Origin of the sequence: Psychrobacter sp. UBA3962 (genome assembly GCF_002385225.1) — a bacterium.
GTDB lineage: Bacteria > Pseudomonadota > Gammaproteobacteria > Pseudomonadales > Moraxellaceae > Psychrobacter.
Window position 1 is genome coordinate 23,981 of sequence record NZ_DGDC01000020.1, and the last position, 24,389, is coordinate 48,369.

At 43.5% G+C, this 24,389-nt stretch carries 17 protein-coding genes; 14 read left to right on the plus strand and 3 right to left on the minus strand.

Annotated features, from left to right (window positions below; translation table 11 throughout):
- The first annotated feature begins 205 nt into the window (after nt 1-205).
- From pilM to B3S92_RS04905, 12 genes are all read left to right on the plus strand, one after another.
- The gene (pilM, locus tag B3S92_RS04850; protein ID WP_296203305.1) at nt 206-1,270 is read left to right on the plus strand and encodes a type IV pilus assembly protein PilM; all 1,065 of its coding nucleotides are present in this window, start codon (nt 206-208) and stop codon (nt 1,268-1,270) included.
- Complete coding sequence (locus B3S92_RS04855) at nt 1,270-1,965, plus strand: PilN domain-containing protein (protein ID WP_296203306.1); 696 nt, start codon at nt 1,270-1,272, stop codon at nt 1,963-1,965. The genes pilM and B3S92_RS04855 overlap by 1 nt, the downstream gene beginning before the upstream one ends.
- Complete coding sequence (locus B3S92_RS04860; protein WP_296203307.1) at nt 1,962-3,095, plus strand: pilus assembly protein PilP; 1,134 nt, start codon at nt 1,962-1,964, stop codon at nt 3,093-3,095. Before B3S92_RS04855 ends, B3S92_RS04860 begins: the two co-directional genes overlap by 4 nt.
- A 44-nt stretch (nt 3,096-3,139) precedes the next feature.
- Nucleotides 3,140-5,074: a type IV pilus secretin PilQ gene (locus B3S92_RS04865; protein ID WP_296203310.1), complete on the plus strand. Its 1,935-nt coding sequence runs from the start codon at nt 3,140-3,142 to the stop codon at nt 5,072-5,074.
- Nucleotides 5,075-5,356: 282 nt separating this feature from the next.
- Complete coding sequence (locus B3S92_RS04870) at nt 5,357-5,896, plus strand: shikimate kinase (protein ID WP_077450044.1); 540 nt, start codon at nt 5,357-5,359, stop codon at nt 5,894-5,896.
- 118 nt (nt 5,897-6,014) lie between these two features.
- Complete coding sequence (gene aroB / locus B3S92_RS04875) at nt 6,015-7,091, plus strand: 3-dehydroquinate synthase (RefSeq protein ID WP_296203316.1); 1,077 nt, start codon at nt 6,015-6,017, stop codon at nt 7,089-7,091.
- Between the two features lie 92 nt (nt 7,092-7,183).
- Nucleotides 7,184-8,254, plus strand: a complete 1,071-nt coding sequence (locus B3S92_RS04880; protein WP_296203318.1) for a hypothetical protein — start codon at nt 7,184-7,186, stop codon at nt 8,252-8,254.
- A gap of 746 nt (nt 8,255-9,000) precedes the next feature.
- Nucleotides 9,001-13,542, plus strand: coding sequence for a glutamate synthase large subunit (gene gltB, locus B3S92_RS04885; protein ID WP_296203320.1), 4,542 nt, complete (start codon nt 9,001-9,003; stop codon nt 13,540-13,542).
- A 214-nt stretch (nt 13,543-13,756) separates the two neighbouring features.
- Complete coding sequence (locus B3S92_RS04890) at nt 13,757-15,175, plus strand: glutamate synthase subunit beta (RefSeq protein WP_296203323.1); 1,419 nt, start codon at nt 13,757-13,759, stop codon at nt 15,173-15,175.
- A gap of 350 nt (nt 15,176-15,525) precedes the next feature.
- On the plus strand, nt 15,526-16,173 hold the full coding sequence (locus B3S92_RS04895; protein WP_296203326.1) for a carbonic anhydrase: 648 nt from the start codon (nt 15,526-15,528) through the stop codon (nt 16,171-16,173).
- Between the two features lie 170 nt (nt 16,174-16,343).
- Entirely contained in the window at nt 16,344-16,889 is a 546-nt protein-coding gene (gene gloA, locus B3S92_RS04900; protein ID WP_077450038.1) for a lactoylglutathione lyase, read from the plus strand.
- Nucleotides 16,890-17,068: 179 nt separating this feature from the next.
- On the plus strand, nt 17,069-18,067 hold the full coding sequence (locus B3S92_RS04905) for a mechanosensitive ion channel family protein (protein WP_296203330.1): 999 nt from the start codon (nt 17,069-17,071) through the stop codon (nt 18,065-18,067).
- An 83-nt stretch (nt 18,068-18,150) separates the two neighbouring features.
- Here B3S92_RS04905 and B3S92_RS04910 read toward each other — a convergent pair whose 3' ends face one another.
- The 3 genes from B3S92_RS04910 to ribA all read right to left on the minus strand — a co-directional run bounded on the left by B3S92_RS04910 (nt 18,151) and on the right by ribA (nt 20,553).
- Nucleotides 18,151-18,600 (minus strand): c-type cytochrome, encoded by a 450-nt coding sequence (locus B3S92_RS04910; protein ID WP_296203333.1) that lies wholly within the window; start codon nt 18,598-18,600, stop codon nt 18,151-18,153.
- A gap of 206 nt (nt 18,601-18,806) precedes the next feature.
- On the minus strand, nt 18,807-19,817 hold the full coding sequence (hemF, locus tag B3S92_RS04915; RefSeq protein ID WP_296203336.1) for an oxygen-dependent coproporphyrinogen oxidase: 1,011 nt from the start codon (nt 19,815-19,817) through the stop codon (nt 18,807-18,809).
- Between the two features lie 52 nt (nt 19,818-19,869).
- Entirely contained in the window at nt 19,870-20,553 is a 684-nt protein-coding gene (gene ribA / locus B3S92_RS04920) for a GTP cyclohydrolase II (protein WP_296203339.1), read from the minus strand.
- 692 nt (nt 20,554-21,245) lie between these two features.
- On the opposite strand from ribA, the gene dxs reads away from it, so the two are divergent.
- Complete coding sequence (dxs, locus tag B3S92_RS04925; protein ID WP_414706994.1) at nt 21,246-23,354, plus strand: 1-deoxy-D-xylulose-5-phosphate synthase; 2,109 nt, start codon at nt 21,246-21,248, stop codon at nt 23,352-23,354.
- A 103-nt stretch (nt 23,355-23,457) separates the two neighbouring features.
- Nucleotides 23,458-24,288: an inositol monophosphatase family protein gene (locus B3S92_RS04930; RefSeq protein ID WP_077450031.1), complete on the plus strand. Its 831-nt coding sequence runs from the start codon at nt 23,458-23,460 to the stop codon at nt 24,286-24,288.
- Nucleotides 24,289-24,389 lie beyond the last annotated feature (101 nt).

Here is a 24,389-nt window from a genome sequence, read left to right on the forward strand (position 1 = left end):
TCACCTCAACTATTGGGAACAGTTGAAAATAATTTATTATGTATATCTTAATAGAATAATTAATTTAAATTAATTATTGTATTGACAAAGGGTGGTTAAATAAATAGGGTGGTAAATCAAATTAGAGAGAATTAATTTATTGAAACCAACGCTAGTCGGTAACAACTAAGCTTATTATTAGCGTACAAAATCAAGGATGTGTCTCTTGCGGCTATCTTTTGCCCAATCAAAATCATTACTAGCAATATCGGTTAATGCCAGTACTTTAAGCGTTGTAGAATTAAGTTTCAAAAAGCAGCAGTACCATTTGTTAGCCTATGGCATGGTGGCACTAGAGGAGGGGGAGGTTGTAGACAACCAGATTATAGACACCGAGCATATGGGTCAACGTATTGCCACTCTTGTTGCTCGTAGTTCGTGTCAAACCAAGCATGCAGCAATGGCTCTAGCAACAGATCTGGTTATCACTCGCTACATTAATTTGCCTAACGATCTTGATGAACAAGACATTGAAGCTCAAATACGAGTCGATGCCGACCAGTATATTCCTTATCCCTTGAATGAGGTGAGTTTAGACTTTGAGGTATTAGGAGCAGCCAAGGATGAGGTTGGCTGCAATGAAGTTTTGTTAATAGTGGCGCGCACAGAATACGTCGAACAGTATCGCGATACTTTAATATTTGCTGGACTAAAACCAAAGATAGTAGAGGTTGAGGCACAGGCTATCGAGCGTGCTTTGCAACTTATGCTTAGCGGAAGTATTAATTATCCAACTACGATAGCATTGGTCGTTATAGGTCAAAGTCGAACCACGGTTTATATTGCTCAGCAAGGGCAATTTGTTTATCAGTTGCAACAGTTGTTTGGTGACAGTCATTTGACCAGTGCCATTGCTACACACTATGGCCTAGTCAGTGAAGAGGCTGAGCAGGCCAAATTAAACCCAAAGTCGCTCATTGATTATGATCAGCTCCTCTTTCAGCCCTTTATTGACACTTTAATGGCACACCTAACTGTGGCTTTTGAGCAGTATGCAAAAACTGAGATAAGTTCTGAGATTGAACACGTCATATTATGTGGCAAAGGGAGTGTACTGCCTCAGTTGGACAGTAAGCTACAACAGCAACTGTCTTTGCCGGTTACCTTAGCCAACCCGTTTAAGGCTATGAATATATCGGCCGCTATTGATACTGAACAGCTGTTGAACGATGCCCCTCAGTTAATGACCGCCTGCGGCTTAGGCATGCGCTGCCAAAGGGTTGGCTACTGATGCCTAAGCTTAACTTGTTGCCGTGGCGGGAGCAGCGTCGGCAGCAAAAAAATAATCAATTCATAATGGCTTTGGTTTTAAGTTTAGCTATTACCTTATTGATGGCGGCAGCTGTTTGGGGCTATTTGCAGCAAATAAACCATACTCTTATTTTGGCCAATAAAGTATTGATTGATAAAAACGCACAATTACAGATTGCCATAGATAAGGATCAGTCAGAGAAGCAACGCCAACAAAAGATCGTCGCACAGTTTATAGAAACAGAGCGCCTGGCTCATCATCGCAACAGCTTAGTGCAGCTGTGGTCAGAGCTGACTTCAGTTATTCCAACAACGATGTCTCTGACAAATATTGAGAGTCAACAAGGCTCAATGGTGTTTCGCGGCAAGAGTAGGGAGTCTAGTGCAGTCTCAAAGTTTGTGGCTTACTTACAGCAAAATCCAGCCATACAACAAGCACAAGTTAAACATATAAAAAAACCAGAATCAGTGACACAAGCTACGCCTTATCACAGTGATCACAATCAGAGCAGTGTTGATCAGCAGATTGGTGCATCTCTTATAGACTCAAGGGCTGATAGCCACCACTTCGACTTTGAAGTGGTGGCTATCTTGTTTGAGAAGGAAGCTAAGCATAATGATTCTGTACCAAACAACTCTAGCAACGAAGCAGCTAGTAAAGAGGCCGGATCATGAGCGCTCTACAGATGCCTCAGCAGCCAGCTTTAACTAAGGTAAAGCGCTTGGATTTACGGCATTGGTATTATGAACTGCAAAGTTTAGATAGCCAAAATTATGGCAGTTGGCCTTTTGCAGTAAAGGGATGTTTAGTAGCAATGGCGGTGCTACTGGCCAGTTTAGCCTGCTATTTATTACCTATTAGCAATCAATTGCAGCAGATTGAAGCAGAAGAAAATAAGCAGCAAGTATTAACGGGGACGTACCAAAGTATCCAAGCTCAGGCCAATCAGTTAAGCACTGAGATTGAACAAGGTGAGGATACTCAGCAACAGCTTGACACGCTATCGTCTCTAATGCCCAGTGTAGAAGGTATGTCTTTGACACAGCAATTAAATGAGTTAGGACTTAGTAGCGGAGTCATCATTGAGGATTTGAAGCTTGAGGCAGAGCAGGAACTAGACTTTTATCACGAACAGCCGCTGACTCTGATAGTTTCGGGTAATTATCATCAAATAGGCGAATTTCTAGGCCGTGTATCTGCTTTACCACGGTTGGTTACCTGGCATGATTTTTCAGTAAAAGCTTTAGCAGCCAATAGTTTGCAACAAGCGAAATCTCCAAGTTTGGCCCTGACTCTGCAAATCAAAGCTTATCGTTTAAAACCTGACACCTTTAGTAAAACACAAAAAGAAAAGGTCGCATCTGCTTTTTATATTCCCGAAGAACCAAAGGCAGACACTACTGAGACAAAAGCCAACCTCTATCAGCCCAACGCCCAGCGCAGTCCCTTTAGCTTACCTAATTTTATAACTCCGCAATCACCTCCAGCCGCTAAGCCGGACAGTAACTGGAGTGAGTCTCTGCCCACACAGCCCGATAAACAGTGGCAACATCCCCTGAGTAGCTTCCAATACCGAGGTAGGATAACTGGAATAGGAGGGAGTTATGGCTTAGTTGAAGATGCTGATGGGATAGTAAGGCGTGTCGAAGTAGGCCAGACATTGGGACAAGATAATATCAAGGTCGTAGAAATAACCCCCACTCAGATTAATTTCACTGAGCAGCTTGAAGACCTTAGAGCAGGGCGCTCCGAAAACAGGTTAGCTTTAATAGCTCCTACATCACCCCTTAGGAATGGCCAATGATATCTAATGTCTCGACTTTGAAGTGGCTCTGGTCAGTAGTGATAATGTCTGCCACAAACTGTTTTAGACCAGTAATTTACAATAGACGAGCGACTTATCATATCGTTGTCAGTACCTTGTTATCGATGCTGATAGCCTTAAGTAATCTAGCTCATGCCAACCTCCACTATTCAGAAGGGCTAATTGATATATCTGCTGTAACTGCAGATATGAGCGCCAATGAAGATAATATAAAACCTAAAAGCTATTTAAGCCGTGAGGCTATTCATTATCAACCTTTAGGCGATAAGGCTGAAAGAGTAGAGATTGTGTTGAAGACAGCCGATCAAATAGCAGCTATTGAGCGTCAAGGTAATAAAGTTATTTTGAAGCTACCAAAAACTCAAATCGAGCCAGGATTAATCTACCAGCAGAATTCCTCGGAGCGTTTGCTTCGATCTATTTATAGTAAAAATAAGGGCAAGTATGGTGGGTTAACTATTGAGTTAGGCCAAGACTTTGAATACCAAAGCTATCAGGTGGGAAATAAAATAACAATAAACTTGCAACCTGCTAAAAGCTTAGTCCAATTTAGTGCCCCCATTACTAAATATAGTGGTGCCCCTATTTCTATCGACTTTCAAAATGTTGAAGTACGCAGTGTGCTTCATTTGCTTGCGCAATTTATGGATACCAATATTGTCGCCAGTGAAACAGTCACAGGCACCCTGATGCTGAACTTAATTAATGTTCCGGTAGATCAAGCCTTAGATATCATCTTAACCAGTAAACATCTTGGTAAGCAGGTAAATGGTAATGTTATCTTAGTTGCTCCCTTAGCAGAATTAGCCAAGCAGCAAACCACCTTATTACAAGCACAGCAACAAAAAGTGGCATTGATGCCCTTACGCAATGAATATATTCGGCTTAATTATGCCAAGGCCAGTGAAGTTTATGCTCTAATCGAAAAGACCAGTGGTAATGCGGTTATCAACAATAAGCGTATGAATAGTAGGGGTAGTGAAGACAGTCAGCAACCTGAGCTTATTGCTAATAAGATGACCACTAATTTACTCTCGAATCGCGGGGTGATGGCGGTCGATATCCGCACCAATACTTTAATCATAAAAGACACGGCGACCAGCATTGATAATATTAGAGCCTTAATTGCGAAGATTGATATTCCAGTGCAACAAGTTATGATTGAGGTGAGAATCGTCAGTGCCACAGATAACTTTAGTAAAGAGCTGGGAGTTAAGTGGGGAATATTATCAAATGGAGTGGCCAATAACGACACTCTGTTGGTGGGTGGCAGTGATCAAACTCTAGCTGATCTAAAGAAATTTAGCTTACGCAATACCACCTTTAAAGGGAGGCCAGTCAGTAATCCTGATTATGGTGTGAGTCGACCTGATAACCTTAATGTCGATTTGGGAATTGCCAATCCTGCCGGCAGTATTGCGTTTGGCATATTGAGTATGTCGGATTTGATGATTGATTTAGAATTATCCGCGATGCAGGCAGAAGGCCGTGGTGAGGTCATTTCAACCCCTAAAATACTGACTTTGGATAAACAAACCGCTCGGGTCTCTTCAGGAACAAAAATTCCGTATCAAAGTGAATCTGAAGGAGGGGGGACCACTACCCAATTTGAGGAGGCCTTGCTAAGCTTAGAGGTTACCCCAAACATTACTCCAGAAGGAAGGATATCACTACAACTGAATATCGAAAATGGTCGCCCAAACCCAGTAGGGAATGGGGTTATTCTTATTGATACCGATAGACTGAGTACTCAGGTGAATGTTGCTGATGGAGAAACCATGGTTTTGGGAGGTATCTATCGCAATCAGGTATTTAATAATGTTGAGAAGGTACCATTTTTTGGCGATTTACCTTATCTAGGACGATTATTTAAGAAGGACATGCGCCGCAATGATAAGCAGGAACTGCTAATTTTTGTTACCCCAACATTGATTGCAGATAAAGTTTTGACTCATTGAACGATACGGTAAAACAAATGGCAAGCTCTAGGTGCAGATAGGTTTAGCGGAATAGTGACAGATCGCTAGTTATGTCAAAACTGGGTTGCTATTATTACATTCATGGGTGATTCATTATAATTGGCGCCTAGTTTTTAAAAATAGCTTTAATAAGCCAGTTAATCAGAAGTTTAAAGAGTTATTTTTATTAAGCACTGTTTTTAGTTTAATCGGATTAGTCACCTAAGCAGGACTAACGACAAAAATGCCTGTATAATCTGTGTATTTATGTGAGAGATAATAATGCAATCGACATTGCCGTCATTATTTATTGTGGGCCCTATGGGAGCGGGGAAGACCACGATTGGAAAGTTGTTAGCAAAGCATTTAGGACGCACTTTCATAGACAGTGATTATTATATTTGCGAACAAACGGGTGCGGATATTCCTTGGATTTTCGAAAAGGAAGGTGAGGCCGGGTTTAGAGAGCGCGAAATACGAGCTATTGCTGAGCTGACTGAGTTGCCCAATATTGTATTGGCGACGGGTGGTGGGGTCGTAACACAGCCACAAAATCGTGAAAACTTGAAGAAGCAAGGCATCACCATTTACCTTAGAGCCAATGTCGATGTGCAATTAAAAAGAACTTCTAAAGATAAGTCGCGCCCCTTATTAAACAATCCTAATCCTCGAGCAGTATTGCAATCTTTGTTTGAAGTCCGTGATCCTCTATATCTTGAAGTTGCCGATGTCGTGGTAGAAACTGGGGAGGGTTATCCTAGATATATGCTAAAGAAAATCATGGAAGCTTTAAAAGAGAAATATCCTGAGCATTTTGTGTGACCATATAACGCTATCATGCTAGCAGGTCGTTGCCGCAAATGAGAGACCCCCTTTGACCCTTGTAATCGCCAAAAGTGGCCAGTAGTAGCTAACAGTAGACAGTAGATAGGGAAGACAGATGAAAGCTAATTTAACCGTACATACCCAAAGTCATGATTATCCGATCGTTATTACCAGTCAGTGTGATTTGGCCAAAGAGGTAGCTCCTTATATTAAGGGCAAGCAGGTAATGGTAGTTACCAATACCACGGTAGAAAAGCTGTATCTGCAAGCTTTGGTCGAAGGGCTACAAGCCGACTTTGAAGTATTAACTATGGTGTTGCCCGATGGCGAACAATATAAGACCCAGCAATACATCGATCAAATTTATGATGCTTTAATGGACAATCATTGTAGCCGTGATGTCACTTTGATTGCTCTTGGTGGAGGGGTTGTAGGCGATATGACCGGTTTCGCTGCCGCCTCCTTTATGCGTGGGGTGAATTTCATTCAAATCCCAACCACCTTATTGTCACAAGTGGACTCTAGTGTGGGCGGTAAGACAGGCATTAACCACCCCAAAGGTAAAAATATGATTGGGGCGTTTTGGCAGCCACAAATGGTCCTAGCCGATATGCACACCTTAACCACTCTACCACAGCGTGAGTTGTCAGCGGGTATGGCAGAGGTTATCAAATATGCGTTGATCATGGATGCTGACTTCTTAACTTGGCTCGAAGACAATATGTCGGCGCTCATGTCTTTGGACAAAGTTGTGTTGGCTGAAGCAGTCGCTAGGTGCTGTCAATATAAAGCAGATATTGTCGCTCAAGATGAGCGTGAATCAGGCAAAAGAGCCTTATTAAACTTTGGTCATACCTTTGGTCATGTGATTGAAACCCATGAAGGGTATGGCAAGTGGCTACATGGTGAGGCCGTGGCGGCTGGCATGGTACAAGCGGCGCAACTGTCACAGAAAATGGGCTGGATTAGCGAGGCAGACGTTCAACGTATTAGTAAGGTTCTGCAATCAGCTCAACTGCCAATTAAACCACCAGTCATTGACACCCAGATCGCTTTAGATTTAATGCAGCACGATAAGAAAGTTAAGTCAGGACAAATTCGATTGATTTTGTTAAAATCAGTGGGTGAGGCGGTAGTTACGGCTGACTTTGATCAGTCACTGCTTGAGGCAGTCCTTACTGAGACATTATAATAGCTTCCTATCCTGCAGTTTGATTACCTATTTTTAATAACTCTTTTTAATAACCCTCTTTTTAATAATTTTCTATTTACTGGATTTGCTCTATGGCAATCACTCAAGGCTCTTCTACCAATCATCTTGATAAGTCGCCAAAGAATAAAGGGCGCTTGGTGGCCAGCGCTTGGCTTATCATGGCTTTATTAACAGGTGCAGCAGCTCTGGCTTTGTGGATGTTTAGTTCGGCGCCTATTTTTGAGCAAGAGACAGAAGCTGAAAAAGAGGCTCCCGCTGAAGTGTTGGCTTCCAATATTGATCAGGTGAAGCATATTGACCAACTTAATGAGTTAAGTGGCGATGTTAAGCCCATCTCATTTGATGCTTTGGTTAGAGATTTGCGTGATTATCCTGAGGAATTCAAAGACTCTAAGTATCTTAAGAAAAATAAGGGTAAATGGACTGTTCAGGTTATGGATGTGTCCGAGCATGAAATCATTACTGATTATTTAGATTCACGGGATGACCGACAGAAATTTGCCTATTTCCGCTATCGTGATTCTAATAATCAGCCCCGTTATTTGTTGATGTATGATGTAATGGTTAATAAGCAACAAGCGACAAATGCTGCAGATAGCGTGGATTTCGGCTTGCCTGCCAATGTTAAAGTCATTCCTGAAGAGATTTCAGATTATTTAGATGTCATTGAGAACTATGAATTGACAGGTCCGGTGAAAGACTTATCTAGAAATAGAACCCGACAAGTAAAATTACAGCCCACTAAGCGTGAGTTGGCGCCTCGTCGCCGTGCTAGTGACACACAGCCTACTCAACAAAGTAATACGCGCTCTGAGAATCAAGGTAACAGTAGCTCCTCTCAACCAAACCAGTCACAAGCTACTAATACTGCCATTAGAGACTCAAGCGATACTAGCGAGACGTTATCTGTTCAAGAAGAGCGCACAGTGGTTACACCAAGCTCGGGCTCTGAAAATGCTGCCCCCGCTCAGCCAAAAGAGCCTACCAAACCGAAAGCAGAAGCCAGTAAGCCACAGCCTCCCGCTGAGCCGACTAAGCCGCAAGAGAAAAAGCCAGCAGAAGCTAATAAGAACAATCAAAAACCTGCCAATAGTGGCGAAGGTGATAGCATTAAACAGCTTATTGAACAAAAATCTGAATAATTATTTGACCGCTGATTATTGGGATATAGAAAAAAGACACTTTAATAAAGGTGTCTTTTTTTATGCCTGTCATTAGCACTAAGCAAGTATTGGTTTTAGAGGAGCTTGATTGAGTTGTTATCTTTTCTCACCCTTTAATAATAAGGCATGAAAACTATTTTTGACTATGATGCGGGTAGTAAAATTATACAATCTAAGTCGGTAGAATAGTTTTTCTAAATACTAAAAATTCAAAAACCTATTAGTTGATAAGGGTTTGTACAAAAATAAAATGTCACGAAAAAATGAAAACAGTTGTTAAATTTCACTGGATTTTATAACCATGTTTCTCTAATATGGTTTATATGACGTTTGGTAATGCAATCGAACAGGTTCTGTTTGCTGCCGGCTAACATGAATATTTGTCGCTATTTTATTGCATTAATCCAGTCATTATTCAGTCATTATTTACGACGCTTTATTAGATGATGAATAGGTACCTTGTAAGGTCGATAAAGTGTTAAATATTATCCCAGCTTTGTCGGCATTATTAGGTAGGGTATTAATGTTTAAACAATATATTGTTGTTAAACACTGAGCTCACAAAGCGTCACAGTCATTAATATATAAAGTGAGATGTCTATTCGAACTCTCTATTTTTTTGGCTCACTTCCTAACACAGCTGTTCTATCTATCCCTATAGCTGTGCCTATCTCGAACATTCATAGGTGATGAGAATTATTTATCACCTGATTAAAGGACATGCCATGACACAGAATTTTATAGCCCATTGTGCCGCCCAAAATAATTACCCCGATAGCCAACCTCCTCAATCCCATTCAAAACCTTCCCCTCAAGACCATCCTACTTATTTAGCCTCTCCTGAAGATTTCAAAGACAACTGTGGCTTTGGCCTAGTTGCTCACATTGAAGGCAAACCTAGCCATCATTTAGTAAAAACAGCAATCCATAGTTTAAGTTGCATGACTCACCGCGGCGGCGTTGCTGCTGATGGTAAGACTGGAGATGGCTGTGGTTTATTACTGGCCAAGCCGGTTGATTTTTTTCACACGGTGGCTTCAGAGATTGGACTTGAGCTTACTGAAAACTTCGCTGTGGGTATGGTGTTTTTAAATCTTGATGAGACACTTGCAGCGCACAGCCAACAAGTACTTGATAAAGAAGTGGCGGCTCAAGGCTTAACAGTGGCCGGTTGGCGCGATGTGCCCGTAGATTTATCGATAGTGGGTGAAATCGCTCGTGAGACTCTACCTCAGTTTAAACAAATTTTCGTTAACGCTCCAAGCGACTTAAGTGCCGAAGACTTCAATCGTAAGTTGTACGTTGCGCGCAAAAAAGCAGAGCTGGCGCTGACTGAAGATGAGCTGTTTTATGTGACTTCCCTTAATTGTGAGACGGTCATTTATAAAGGTCTGGTGATGCCATCAGACTTGCCAGCTTTTTATAGCGATTTGCAAGACAGCCGTCTACACTCACACATTGTGGTGTTCCATCAGCGCTTCTCAACCAACACTCTACCACGCTGGCCATTGGCTCAGCCGTTCCGTTATTTGGCACACAACGGTGAGCTGAACACCATTACAGCCAACCGTAACTGGTCTGTGGCTCGTACCCCAAAACTTGAAACACCAAAATTACCAGAAATTACTCAGCTGCATCCATTGGTAAACCGTACAGGCTCGGACTCTTCAAGCTTAGACAACATGCTTGAAGTACTTATCTCAGGGGGCATGACTTTATTCCACGCCATGTCAATTTTAGTGCCACCAGCTTGGCAAAACGTAGACAGCATGGATATGGACTTACGTGCTTTTTATGAGTTTTACTCGCAGCACATGGAACCTTGGGATGGTCCGGCCGGTCTGGTGATTCAAGATGGTCGCTATGCGGTGTGTATGCTAGATCGAAACGGCTTACGTCCGTCACGTTGGGTTACCACCAAAAATGGCTATATTACCGTCGCTTCAGAGATTGGCGTATGGGATTATGATCCTGATGATGTGATTGCCAAAGGCCGTGTTGGACCGGGTCAAATGTTGGTTATTGATACCTTAAATGGGGAGGTATTAGACGATCAGGTGATTAGTAATCGCTTGAAAAAAGCACATCCTTATCGCAAATGGCTACGGGAAGAAGCCACTCGTATTCGTGAAAATGAGCAAATTGAAGAAAAACTGCTTGAGCAAGGCGTGCGCGGCGAACCTCTTAAAGCGCTACAAAAGATGTTTAACATCACCAACGAAGAGCGTACTGAAATTATTCGTCCCAATGCCGAAAATGGTCAAGAGCCTGTGGGTTCAATGGGCGATGACACCCCTATGGCTGTGCTATCGAAGCAAGTACGTAATGTGGCCGACTTTTTCCGTCAGCAGTTTGCTCAAGTGACCAACCCACCGATTGACCCTTTACGAGAGTCCATCGTGATGTCTCTACAGACCTGCTTAGGGGCAGAGACCAATATCTTTAACCCAACTCCGCGTGATGCTCATCGTATTATCTTGTCGTCACCGGTATTGTCGCCTAGTAAGATGCAGCAGATCGAAGCGCTAGAGGATCCTGATTTCGTTAGCCAGCGCATCGATATTAATTACGATGAATCGCTAAGCTTAGATACAGCCATTAAGCAGATTTGTGAGCAAGTAGAGCAAGCCATTTTAGATAATAAAACGCTTATTATCTTATCGGATAAAGGGATTGAAAAAGGCAAGTTGCCCGCCAACGCTATTTTAGTAACCGGGGCGGTGCATCATTACCTGATTGAAAAAGGTCTGCGTACCGATGCCAACTTAATTATTGAAACAGGTATTGCTCGTGATTCCCATCAAGTAGCAGTATTGATTGGCTTTGGGGCGACCTGTGTTTATCCTTATTTGGCTTATGATGTTATTTCAGACTTAGTGTCTTCAGGCGAATTATTAGGTGATCCGTTACAAGCGCGAGCTAATTTCCGCAAAGGTTTAGACAAAGGTTTGCTAAAAATCTTATCAAAAATGGGCATTTCTACCATTGTCTCTTACCGCGGCGCTCAGTTGTTTGAAGCCGTTGGTTTATCTGATGAGATTGTGGAGCTTTGCTTCAAAGGCGTACAAAGCCGAATCAAGGGCGCAACTTTTGAGGACTTGGCTTTAGACCAAGCTTTACTGGCTAAGAATGCCTTTAGTCGCCGTACGCCACTGGATCAAGGGGGTATGCTGAAGTTTGTGTTTAACAAAGAGTATCATGCATTTAACCCTGACGTGATTAACACCTTGCATAAGGCGGTTCGTACTGGTGATTACGAGAACTATCGTGAGTATGCCAACCTAGTTAATACGCGTCCTGTGGCCACGTTACGTGATTTATTGCAGTTAAAATCGGGTAATAGCATTCCAGTAGATGAGGTAGAAGATATTGAACATATTCTACCTAGATTCGACTCTGCGGGGATGTCTTTAGGGGCTTTATCGCCTGAGGCTCATGAAGCGATTGCGATGGCGATGAATACCATTGGTGGCCGTTCAAACTCTGGTGAGGGCGGTGAAGACCCTGTGCGTTACGGCACAATGCGTAACTCAAAAATCAAACAGATTGCCTCAGGTCGATTTGGGGTCACACCTGCCTACTTACGCTCAGCCCAGGTTTTACAGATTAAAGTGGCACAGGGGGCAAAACCGGGTGAAGGAGGTCAGTTGCCTGGCGGTAAAGTGAACTCACTGATTGCTCGCTTGCGTTACTCGGTGCCAGGAGTGACGCTAATTTCACCCCCACCGCATCATGACATTTATTCAATTGAAGATTTGGCACAGCTGATTTTTGATTTAAAGCAAGTTAATCCTGATGCGTTAGTGTCAGTGAAGTTGGTGTCACGTCCTGGCGTGGGCACCATTGCGACTGGGGTTGCCAAGGCGTATGCCGACTTAATTACCATTTCTGGCTATGATGGTGGTACTGCAGCCTCGCCATTGTCTTCTATTCACCACGCCGGATCACCTTGGGAGCTAGGCTTGGCAGAAGCCCATCAATCACTACGGGTAAATGGCTTGCGTGACAAAGTGCGTATGCAAACCGATGGCGGCCTAAAAACCGGTCTAGATGTGGTAAAAGCGGCCATCTTAGGGGCGGAAAGCTTTGGCTTTGGCACCACGCCTATGATTGCTGTGGGTTGTAAGTACCTACGTATTTGTCACCTAAACAACTGTCCAACTGGGGTGGCTACTCAGCAAGCGCGTTTACGTGATGATCATTTCATCGGTGAAGCGGAGATGCTAATTAACTTCTTTAAGTTTGTGGCAACCGAAACCCGTGAGTGGCTTGCTTTCTTAGGGGTGCGCTCTATGGAAGAGCTGGTAGGTCGTACTGACTTATTAGAAGTGCTTGAAGGCACTACCCAAAAGCAGCGTAATCTAGATTTATCGCCCTTATTGCACAGTCATCCTGCGGCAGAAGGCAAGCCACAAACTTGCCAAGTAGAGCGTAACGAGCCGTTTGATAAAGGGCTGTTGGCCGAAAAAATGATCGAAGACATGATTGTTCCTATTCGCCAAGGTCAAGGCGGCACCTTTAGCTATCAAGTGGGCAACTGCGACCGTTCTATTGGCGCCCGTATCTCAGGTGAGATCGCTCAGGTCTGGGGCAACTTAGGTATGTCAGACAGTCCTATTAAGCTGCATTTGGCAGGGACAGCGGGTCAAAGCTTGGGCGTATGGAATGCCGGCGGCCTAAATATCGAGCTCGAAGGTGATGCCAACGACTATGTGGGTAAAGGTATGGCGGGTGGTGAGATTGTGATTTATCCGCCAAAAGGGTCAACTTTTGCCTCGCAAAATACCGCCATTATCGGTAACACTTGTTTGTATGGGGCAACGGGAGGCAAGTTATACGCCTCAGGCACTGCAGGCGAGCGTTTTGCGGTTCGTAACTCAGGCGCTCATGCGGTTGTAGAAGGGGTGGGTGATCACTGTTGTGAATATATGACTGGCGGCGTAGTGACGGTACTGGGTAAGACGGGATTAAACTTTGGCGCAGGTATGACAGGTGGTTTTGCTTTCGTTCTAGACTTGGATAACACTTTCTTTGATCGTTGTAACCACGAGCTTATCGACTTGCATCGCATCTCAAGCGAGCAAACTGAAGAGCACCGCATTTATCTGAAACAGATCATTGAAACCCATGTGGAAAAAACAGGCAGTGCTTGGGGTCGTCAAATCCTAGCTGACTTCGAACACTATGTTCGTAAAGTCTTCTTAGTGAAACCTAAAGCAGCCAATATGGCATCATTGCTCCATAGCACTACAGCTGATCCACAATAAATCTATGCCAAGTCGTATGCTGTGGTCTCGGTAATTTGAGATCACAGCCATTTAACCGGTAATTGTTTAACTTTTACCCAGTATATTTTGTCCAAATGAAGGTAATTACCCCCTTCGTGCGGCAGGTTTTGCGTTTGGTAGATGATTCAGAGCAGCCTTTATTTTGGCCCTAATTGTCCTAAACGTGATACCAACTTAAGGAGACAAAACCCTAATGAAGCGTATTAATAATAACTTTCAGTTTTTAGATGTGCCTCGTCGCGAACCTGAGAAAAAAGACATCGTTACCCGTTCAACTGAATTTGTGGAGATTTATACCCCCTTTGAATCTCAAGAAGCCGCGCAACAAGCCCATCGCTGCTTAGAATGTGGTAACCCTTATTGTGAATGGAAATGTCCGGTACATAACTACATTCCAAACTGGTTAAAAATGGCAACAGAAGGTCAAATCTTCCAAGCCGCAGAGCTGTGCCACCGCACCAATACCTTGCCTGAAGTGTGTGGCCGTGTTTGTCCACAGGACAGATTATGTGAAGGGGCCTGTACTTTAAACGACGGCTTTGGCGCCGTGACCATTGGTAATGTTGAAAAGTACATTAACGATACTGCCTTTGCTTTAGGTTGGCGCCCAGACATGAGTGATGTGCAGTGGACGGACAAAAAAGTGGCCATTATTGGTGCTGGCCCCGCCGGTCTTGGCTGTGCTGATATTTTAGTTCGTGCAGGCGTGAAGCCAGTTGTGTTTGATAAACGTCCGGAAATTGGCGGATTACTGACCTTTGGTATTCCAGAGTTTAAGATGGAAAAACAAGTGATGCGCAATCGCCGTACGGTCTTTGAAGGTATGGGTATTGAGTTTAGCTTAAACACTGAAATCGGCACTGACGTCACTGTTGATCAGCTGCTTGAAGAATACGACGCGGTGTTTATGGGCATGGGTACTTATACCTATATGCGCGGTGGCTACCCAGGTGAAGAGCTGAACGGCGTATATGATGCGCTAGATTACCTAATTGCCAATGTCAATCGCTGCAATGACTGGGAAGAAAACCCTGCAGAATATATTAACCTAAAAGACAAAAAGGTAGTGGTACTTGGTGGAGGTGATACGGCGATGGATTGTAACCGTACTGCGATTCGTCAAGGGGCGGAGCGAGTGGTGTGTGCTTATCGCCGTAATGAAGCCAACATGCCAGGCTCGCTACGCGAAGTAAAAAATGCTAAAGAAGAGGGCGTTGAATTTTTATTCAACCGTCAGCCGACTCAAATTGTGGGTCTAAATGGTCAAGTCACTGGGGTGAAAGTGGTGACTACCCAACTAGGCAAACCAGACAACCGAGGTCGTCAGCGTCCTGAGCCTATCCCAAACTCTGAAGAAATTATTGAGTGTGATGTGGTGATTATGGCCTTTGGCTTCCGTCCAAGCCCAGCAGATTGGTTCGAGACCAGTGAAATTACTACTGATGAATCAGGCCGCGTCCTAGCCGCTGAAGAGCAAAAGTTTAAATTCCAAACCAGTAACCCTAAAGTATTCGCCGGTGGGGATATGGTCCGTGGTTCTGACTTGGTGGTAACCGCCATTTGGGAAGGCCGTGAAGCGGCAAAAGGTATTTTGGATTATTTAGAAGTTTAACTCGTTTTAAACCCAAAAAGTTATTTGCTGTTATTAATAAAGCCCTCCCTGTGAGTAATGCCAGTCAGTTAAGAGATTTTATAGCGAAATTCTGAAATTCGTTTTTTCTAGAAACCCCTGTTTATGGAGTTCTCTGGTTTTAAAAAACCATATCTCCGCTAAGTCTCTTGTTTAACTGACTGGCATTACTCCCTGTGAGGGCTTTATGTTGCCTAAAGTTTGCTCTAAACAGAGTGAATTGGTGTTGAGTGCGGTGCTCTACAGGATAAAGACAATAAGGGCTAAGAAACCGTTAGACCTATGCTAAAATTAGGGTCCATATTATTGTAAATTGTCATGAGATTATTATTATGCCATCAAGAAACTCAGGGGATAGACCTAAAACAGGGGAAGAGGCCTTACAATGGTTAAAAGTAGGCAATGCCCGCTACGTAAAAAGCTTAACCGACCCCGATCATCCTGTACCTGCCCGCCATGAATTAATTTCAGAGCAAGATCCTTTCGCCATTATTCTAGGCTGTTCAGATGCGCGGGTGCCAGTGGAGATTGTGTTTGATCAGGGCTTAGGCGATTTATTCGTTATTCGAGTGGCGGGTAATGTGGTAGCCCCCTCTCAGATTGGCTCGATTGAATTTGCGGTTGAGAAGTTTGGAACGCGTCTTGTCGTGGTGCTGGGTCACTCACATTGTGGGGCGGTCACCGCTTGTGTCGAAGCCTTGATGAATCCAGAGCAAAATTACACCACCAATTTACAATCCATTGTTGATCGCATTCGCCCCAGTGTCTATAACTTACATGAGCTTGCCACAGCCAAAGGCGGTGAAATAGATAAGCAGAAGCTGATTGATAGCTCAATCAGTGCCAATGTGCGTATGTCTGTGAGTCAATTAAAGCACGCGTCGCGCCTGCTTGAGGATATGAATCGCAGTGGTGAGTTGTTAATTGTAGGAGCAGAATATAACTTAGACACTGGTGAAGTTGAGTTTTTACCGATGTAGCCCGTCGAGGGTATGGTTGAATTGTGATAAATAAGAGCCATAAAGACAATAAGAGACAGTGGCTTATATTAAGTCAGTTTTTTTATGCCATGCCATGTCTTTTCTAACCAGCTATTTATTTAAGAAGCTATTTTTTTCATTGCTGTACTTGATAACCGAAGGAAATAATAATGTCTGTTGATTATATTGACCAACCAAAAAGCTCAGTTGTGGTCGAAGGCGTAGAACCTATCGCTGCTGCCACTACTGGCTATACTTTTAACCATACCATGTTACGTGTTAAAGATCCCAAAGAATCGCTTAAGTTTTATACGGGTGTACTGGGCATGACGCTTTTGACCGTAAAAAAATTCCCTGAAATGGAATTTGATTTATATTTCTTAGCTAAGCTGACCGAAGAAGAGATTGCTAATTTACCAGAAGACAAAGATCTGGCCATTTATACTTTCCGTCAGCGTGGTATTTTAGAGTTGACTCACAACTATGGTACCGAGACACAAGAGGGTCGCATCTATCATGACGGTAATGCTGAACCTCAAGGTTTTGGTCATATCTGCTTTAGTGTGCCAGATTTACAGGCGGCAGTAGAGTGGTTTGATAAAAATAACGTAGAGTTCAAAAAGCGCCCTGATGAAGGCAAAATGAAAAACGTGGTGTTTATCAAAGATGTCGATGGCTACTGGATTGAAGTGGTACAAGCTGATTTGATGGCCTAATAAGACAGTTAAAGCAGTCACTGCTTATTTAAGATGTGATACTGAAGCTGGCTTTACTAAAAGTAGAGCCAGCTTTTTTAAACTTAAAATTAACCAAAGGCCTAAAGAATCAACTAAAAATAGCTTAAAAAATAAAGCTACAATTAGAGTAAGTCCGCAAATAGAAAAATAGGAGTACCATGCCACAGCTTAATGTCGATAATGTCAGTGATAAGATTAATGAATACCAGACCATAGCCTCTGCAGCCAATCAAATGATGCATGATTTTATGGTACGGCTGCCTTATTTTATGGTTGCTTTATCGGTGCTGTTGCTATTTTGGCTGCTGTCGATTTTATTCAAAAAGCTGGTGACTAAGCTGTTATCCAAGACGCACACCCACCGTAATTTGATCCGGGTGTTTCAGCGAATTGGCGGGGCATTGATTATCTTCGTGGGATTAATGGTGGCCATGGTAATCGCCATACCGGGCTTTACGCCCGCTAAATTAGTGGGCGCGTTGGGTATTGGCTCGGTGGCGATCGGCTTTGCGTTCAAAGACATTTTTCAGAACCTATTATCGGGGATCTTATTGCTGTTGTCTGAGCCCTTTCGTATAGGGGATCAGATTGTCTCAGGGGAGTATGAAGGGACTGTTGAGGACATTAAGGTGCGTGCGACCACCATTCGAACTTATGACGGCCGGCAAGTGGTGATCCCCAACTCGCAACTCTATACCAGTGCGTTAACGGTGAATACCGCTTATAAGCGTCGCCGACTGGAGCTAACCATAGGTATCGGCTATGAAAATGATATTAATGAAGCCAAAGCGGAAATACTCAAAGCATTAAAACAGTCTGAGACAGTGTCGAAACTGGCTGAACCCTCTGTGGTGGCTACAGAGTTTGGGGGCTCTAGTATTGATTTAAAAGTGCGTTGGTATATCGATGATGGGACGCAGGCCAATAAAGTCGCCTCAATTCACGAAGTCATTGTGCAAATAAAATCAAACCTAGATGCTGCAGGCATTAATATTCCTTTCCCAATACGTACTTTGGATTTTAGTGATGTCTCTGCCAAAGCGTTAGCCAACCATATTTTCCATCTGCAAAGTCAAACTGAGAAGTCTGCAGCCAATGCTCAAAGCCAATCTCAACCTGAACTTCAAGCTAAGCCAAACCAAGCACCGCCGCAGTAATGATTTTAATAAAAAATGTGGTCTCCCAAAACAAAAAAAGCCCTGATATTTTCAGGGCTCTTTTACTAGAATCGATATAAGCATTAATCGTTTGGTTTTTTGAAGTCTTCGTGGCAAGACTGACAGCCGTCACCCACAGGTTTTAAAGCAGGTAGGATTTCATCTAGAGTAGTGGCATTTTGTGCAGCTGTGTTTAATTCAGCAGTAACTTGTTGAAAGTTTTCAGCTTCCGCTTTGAATTCATCAGGATTTGACCAAACTGCTTCAGTAGCCCCGCCCAATTGATTTTGATCATTAAAATGAGTCCATGGCTTATTAGCAGACTCTGCTAAGAACTGAGCGTTTTCTTGGAACTTGGCCAGATCAAAAGTATCTGGTGCTTCTGCCATACCGCCCATAACACCCATGGCATCTTTCCAGTCTTTCATTACGTCCTGGCGGGCGCTAACGTCTGGATTTGAGCCTCCTGAACAGGCCGCTAAGGTCAAAGTTAGGGGGAGGGCGGCTGTTAAAAACAGTGATTGAATTTTCATAGCATTATCCTTGCTTTTATACTTATAAGAAAGTTAGTAGGTCAAAAAATTAATAGGTGCAAATGATTCAAAGACCAAAATGGTTAAAAAACAGATGTTTATCATTAACACCACAGGGGTTATTTGGTCATATTACCAAAAATATTTTAAATGTCACAATAGTAATGTGGCTATCTTGTTACTACTTAAAGTAATTATCCTTATCATTAAGGCGCTTCTAAATTAAGCCAGTCACGTGGTTTTAGATAAAAATCAGTTAGCTCATACTCAGGAGTACCTGGCTCAGGCTCATAGCGATAATGCCATCCGGTTAGCGGAGGAAGGCTGACCAAGATGGACTCGATACGGCCATTACTTTGTAAACCAAATAAAGTACCCCGATCATAAACTAGGTTATATTCCACATAACGGCCACGGCGATATAGTTGGAATTCTCGTTGCTGTTCGGTATAAGGCAAGTCTTTGCGTTTATTAAAAATAGGCAATACCGCCTGTAGATAGCCTTCACCGACCGCTTGCATGTGTTTAAAGCAGGTCTCAAAGTCCCAGCCACGACTTGAGGTATTCACATCATCATAAAACAGACCGCCCACGCCCCGCTGCTCATTGCGGTGGCGCAAATAGAAATAATCGTCACACCACTTTTTGAATTCAGGATAAATCTCATCCCCAAATGGAGCAGATAGGTCATGACAAACCTGATGCCAGTGCACACAGTCTTCTAATACTGGATAAAAAGGAGTCAAATCAAAACCCCCGCCAAACCACCAAATAGGATCTTCGCCTTCTTTTTCGGCCACAAACAAACGCACGTTGGCATGACTGGTCGGCACATTAGGGTTACGAGGGTGCACCACTAAAGACACCCCCAAAGCTTGGGCTTTACGGCCCGCAATGTCAGGGTGACGCGCAGTGGCAGTCGCAGGTAAGTTGCTAATGTGGATGTGGCTAAACATTACCCCTGCTTTTTCAATAACTTTACCGTCTGCCATAACACATGAACGGCCACCGCCCCCTTCAGGGCGCTTCCAGTCATCGGGAGTGAACGTTGCTGTGCCAGCGCCTTCAGCCTCTTGCTGTTCCAAGGCTTGGCAGATATCCGCTTGTAATTGAACTAAAAAATCACGTACCCGCTGAACATCATGCGCAGTAGGGGTGCTGCTTTTATCAGAAGTATTTTGTGAAAGATTAGGGGTTCCGATAGAAGAAATAGTCATGCCGTACTCCGTTAAAAGATGAGTTCAGTGGGTAAAATAGAGAAGGCCAAAGTTATTGGTCTGAGGTGGGTTTGAAGACCAAAGAGGAGATGTCATTGGCCAAATGATGTCCCATACGCTCACGCTTGGTGGCCAAATAATCCACATTAAAAGGATTAAGACCAACGACCAAAGGAATGCGCTCTACCACCTCAAAGCCTAAGTCCTCTAAATAACTTAGCTTATCAGGGTTATTGGTCAACAGGCGTAGCTTACTAATTCCCACATGGTCTAACATAGGTTTGCACATCTCGTAAGTGCGGGCGTCTGCCGGTAAACCCAAAATCAAGTTGGCATCTAGAGTGTCATGGCCTTGGTCTTGTAAGGCGTAAGCACGAATTTTATTGGTCAGACCAATGCCTCGACCTTCTTGACGCAAATACAAAATAGCGCCACAACCTTCTTGCTGTATGGCTTGCATTGTCGCATTAAGCTGTGGCCCACAATCACACTTCAATGAGGAAAAAGCGTCGCCAGTTAAACACTCTGAATGGATACGAACTAACGGCGCTGTTTGCTCAGCTGTTTTTTTTGCCGTGGGGTCTAAAGGCAGACCACAAGTCAGCATCACGTGCTCTTGATTCTCCTCGTTTTCAAAGACATGGATATCAAACTCTCCATGAACTGTGGGAAGTTTTGCCTTACTAACAAACTTATAAGGAGAGTGTGTTTTGGTTTCTGAAAATTGTTGAGACATTACAGACCTAAGGAGTCATATTCGTGAATAAGGGTGGGATTTAGGTTGGTATATCAATACAAACTAAGCGTCGGTGGCATTTATTAGCCGGCCATACTTCATAGACCTTAGTGAAATACATAGAAATTTCACATAGCGAGTCCGATGAATAAAGCGTTAAATGAAAAAAAATGGTATTATGCCATACTCTTAATCCCGATACAGTGTTTGCTTGACCTGGGCTTGGGTACCTGAGATAGGATAACCTTGCCTAAATGGGCCTAGCGTTCACTATAATATAATTCTTTGGTTAAGACAGTATGGCGTATTATGGCCATTATAACTTATCATAGGGAAGTAAATGACGGCAGTTCACTAAATATCAAGTGGCAACAGAACAGTACCTAGTAGCCTTAGGCGAAAATACTCAGTTGTCACCAGAAGATAATGACTGCTGCAATAAAGAATACTGGAACGGGTTTAATCTGTGCAGAAGATGCATAGGTCTGATAACTTAGCAATGTTCAGCAGTTAAACTGGGCAGTTGTCAAAAGACAGACACATTATTTTTACCCATATTCACCCATACTGATGCTTCGCTTATGGTTTTGGTAAAGTTTTACCTTGATATGAGCAAAAGATGATATTAAGCCAGTGCTAGTGGCTTGATACACAGCGTCTATATACTAAGATTAGTAGGTTTTTTAAGGTCTATGCAGCAATATTCTAATTCAACTAAGCCCAAGCCTGCGCCCTCGCATCAAATGGACTCACCTTCGGTAAATAGCAGTGCTGATGTGGCGGTTTCTGAGGTTGCGGCTAATAAGCCAGCAGCCATGCGTCTTTTTAGTGAAATTCCTACTTCACGGCCTACTACTCCGTTATTAGACACAATAGATTCACCTGCTGATTTAAAGCCCTTAAGCCAGGAGCAATTGCTGACCCTAGCTGATGAGCTGCGTGAGTACCTGCTTTATTCTGCAGGCCAAAGTGGCGGACATTTTGGTGCCAACTTAGGGGTGGTTGAACTAACGGTAGCTTTACATTACTTATTGGATACTCCTAACGACAAGTTAGTATGGGACGTGGGTCATCAAGCCTATGCTCATAAAGTGTTGACCGGTCGTCGTGACCGTTTATCGAGCATCCGCTCAAAACAAGGCCTTACTGCCTTCCCTGAGCGTCAAGAATCAGAATACGACACTTTTGGGGTGGGACACTCGTCAACCTCTATCTCTGCCGGTCTTGGCATGAGCTTAGCTTTACGTCATTTAAAATCAGATGCCAAAGTGGCTTGTGTTATTGGCGATGGTGCCATGACGGGTGGTATGGCCTTTGAAGCTCTAAATGATGCGGTGCAACAAGATGCTGATTTACTGGTCGTGCTTAACGACAATGACATGTCAATTTCATGCTCAATTGGCGGCTTTTCACGTCACCTAGCAATGCTGTGGGAATCGGGTTATCAAGTAGATATTACAGCGAAGGGTAAGCCAAAGCTGACCCATCGACCTGAGATGCCTTTGTCTGAGCGCCGGGCTCGCCATAGTGCTTTACGTGATATCCCAAAAGTAGCAGATAACCTATTTAAAGCCATTGGTTTTAGTTATTTTGGTCCCTTTGATGGCCATGACTTACCAGAGCTACTGAGAGTACTAGAACGTGCCAAAAACGTTTCTGGCCCAGTGTTAGTTCACGTATACACTACCAAAGGCAAAGGTTTTATTCCTGCCGAAGGCGATCCGGTCACCTACCATGCCATTAGTAAACTGCCACAACCACAGCAGAGCAATGAGTCTACCACTGCCGTTCAGCCTGCTGCCCCTAAGAAAAAGTATTCGCAAGTATTCGGCGAGTTTCTTTGTGATAAAGCCGCTGTCGATAATAAGTTAATTGCCATTACTCCTGCTATGGAAGAGGGCTCAGGCATGACTGAATTTGCTAAGCAATATCCTGAGCAGTTCTATGACGTAGCAATCGCCGAACAGCATGCAGTGACATTAGCGGCCGGCATGGCCACATTAGATGTAAAACCTATCGTTGCTATTTACTCAACTTTCCTGCAGCGTGGTTATGATCAGCTGATTCATGACGTTGCTTTACAAAATTTGGATGTGACGTTCGGGATTGATAGGGCAGGTCTAGTTGGTGAAGATGGGGCCACCCATGCTGGCGTGTTTGATTTGGCTTATATGCGTTGTGTACCAAACTTAGTGATTGCCACGCCTAAAGATGAAAATGAGTGTTATCACTTATTAAACACTTGTTATGAATATAAAGGCGCGACAGCCGTACGTTATCCTCGTGGTACAGGCCCTGGTGTCGAAATTACCAAGCCTGCGCAAAGCTATGAGGTGGGTAAAGCTGTGGTAGAAGCGGTTTATCAATCCCAAGATAGCGTTTCAAATAGTAACCCTTATAAACTGGCTCTATTGGCCTTTGGCCCAATGGTTGCCACTGCAGATGCTGCCGCAAAGGCGCTAATGGCAGATACTGATCTTGAAGGTCCTGTAGAAATTAGCGTGGTCAACATGCGCTGGGTAAAACCACTGGACACCCAGCTTATCGATGAGTTAATCGCTAAGGGCTATACCCATATTGTCACTCTTGAAGAGCACGTGGTGATGGGCGGTGCAGGCAGTGCTGTCAATGAATACTTATTAAACCATATTTCAGGTATGAAGCAGCAGCTTGATATCAAAAATATTGGTATTGCTGATGAGTTTATCGCTCATGGTAGTCATGATGAGCAATTGGCAGATTGTGGCTTAGATGTGGCGGGCGTCACCTCGCAATTGCGCAGCTTATTCACAGTACAATAAGTCAATCTTTTAAGTGACGACACTTATATCAATATATCAATTAACCTTGGCTGAAAATTTCAGCTAAGTTTTCAACCGCTTTAATAGAGCAAATAGGAAAATTATGGAACCAATGGTCGTAATAGCAGCACGTGCTGCTGAAAAAGTCGGTGCGGAACTATTAAAAGCGCATCACAACCGTCATAAAATCGAATTCGATACCGAATCAAAAGGTCTTGAAGGTCTTGTCACTAAGATTGACCGCTTTAGTGAAGAGTTGACGATTGAAACGTTGAAGTACAACTACCCAAATCACTCTTTTTTAGGGGAAGAGTTTGGCCTGCAAGAAGGTCAGGGCAGTGACTCAGAGTGGTGCTGGATTATTGATCCCTTGGATGGCACACAAAACTTTGTGCACGGGGTTCCCCACTTTTGTATCTCTATCGCAGTACAGCATAATGGGGTTACCCAGCATGGTGTGATTTATGACCCTGTGCGTGATGAGATGTTTTCTGCCAGCCGTGGTAAAGGCGCTCGTTTAAATCAGCGCCGCTTGCAAGTGAGCCAACGAAAAACGATTGAAGGTGGCTTATTCACTACCGGTCATCCTCTTGAGCGTCAAGAAGGTGATAAAGTTGTTTCATATGCCAAAGAGCACTTTGCTACGCTACAAAAAATTGCTGAAGAAGGCGGCCAAGTACGTCGTTTAGGCTCAGCCGCTTTAGACTTAGCTTACGTAGCCGCAGGTCGTTTTGATGGTTATTTTGAGATGAAGCTTAAGCCTTGGGATATCGCCGCTGGTGAGCTAATCGTTAATGAAGCGCGTGGTGTGGTTGTGGATCATCATGGCGCTCATAACTCAATGCAAACCGGTTCTATCTTTGCTTGTAATGTAAAACTGTTAAAACCATTAATGCAAATGGTTGTGCCTACGTGGGGTAATGCGGTTCGTTAATATCAATAATTAATCTGATAAAAGCCCATAGATCATTATGATTTATGGGCTTTTTTTGAACTAATAAATTTGGTTTATAACGGTTAAAATAGCTATTTGTA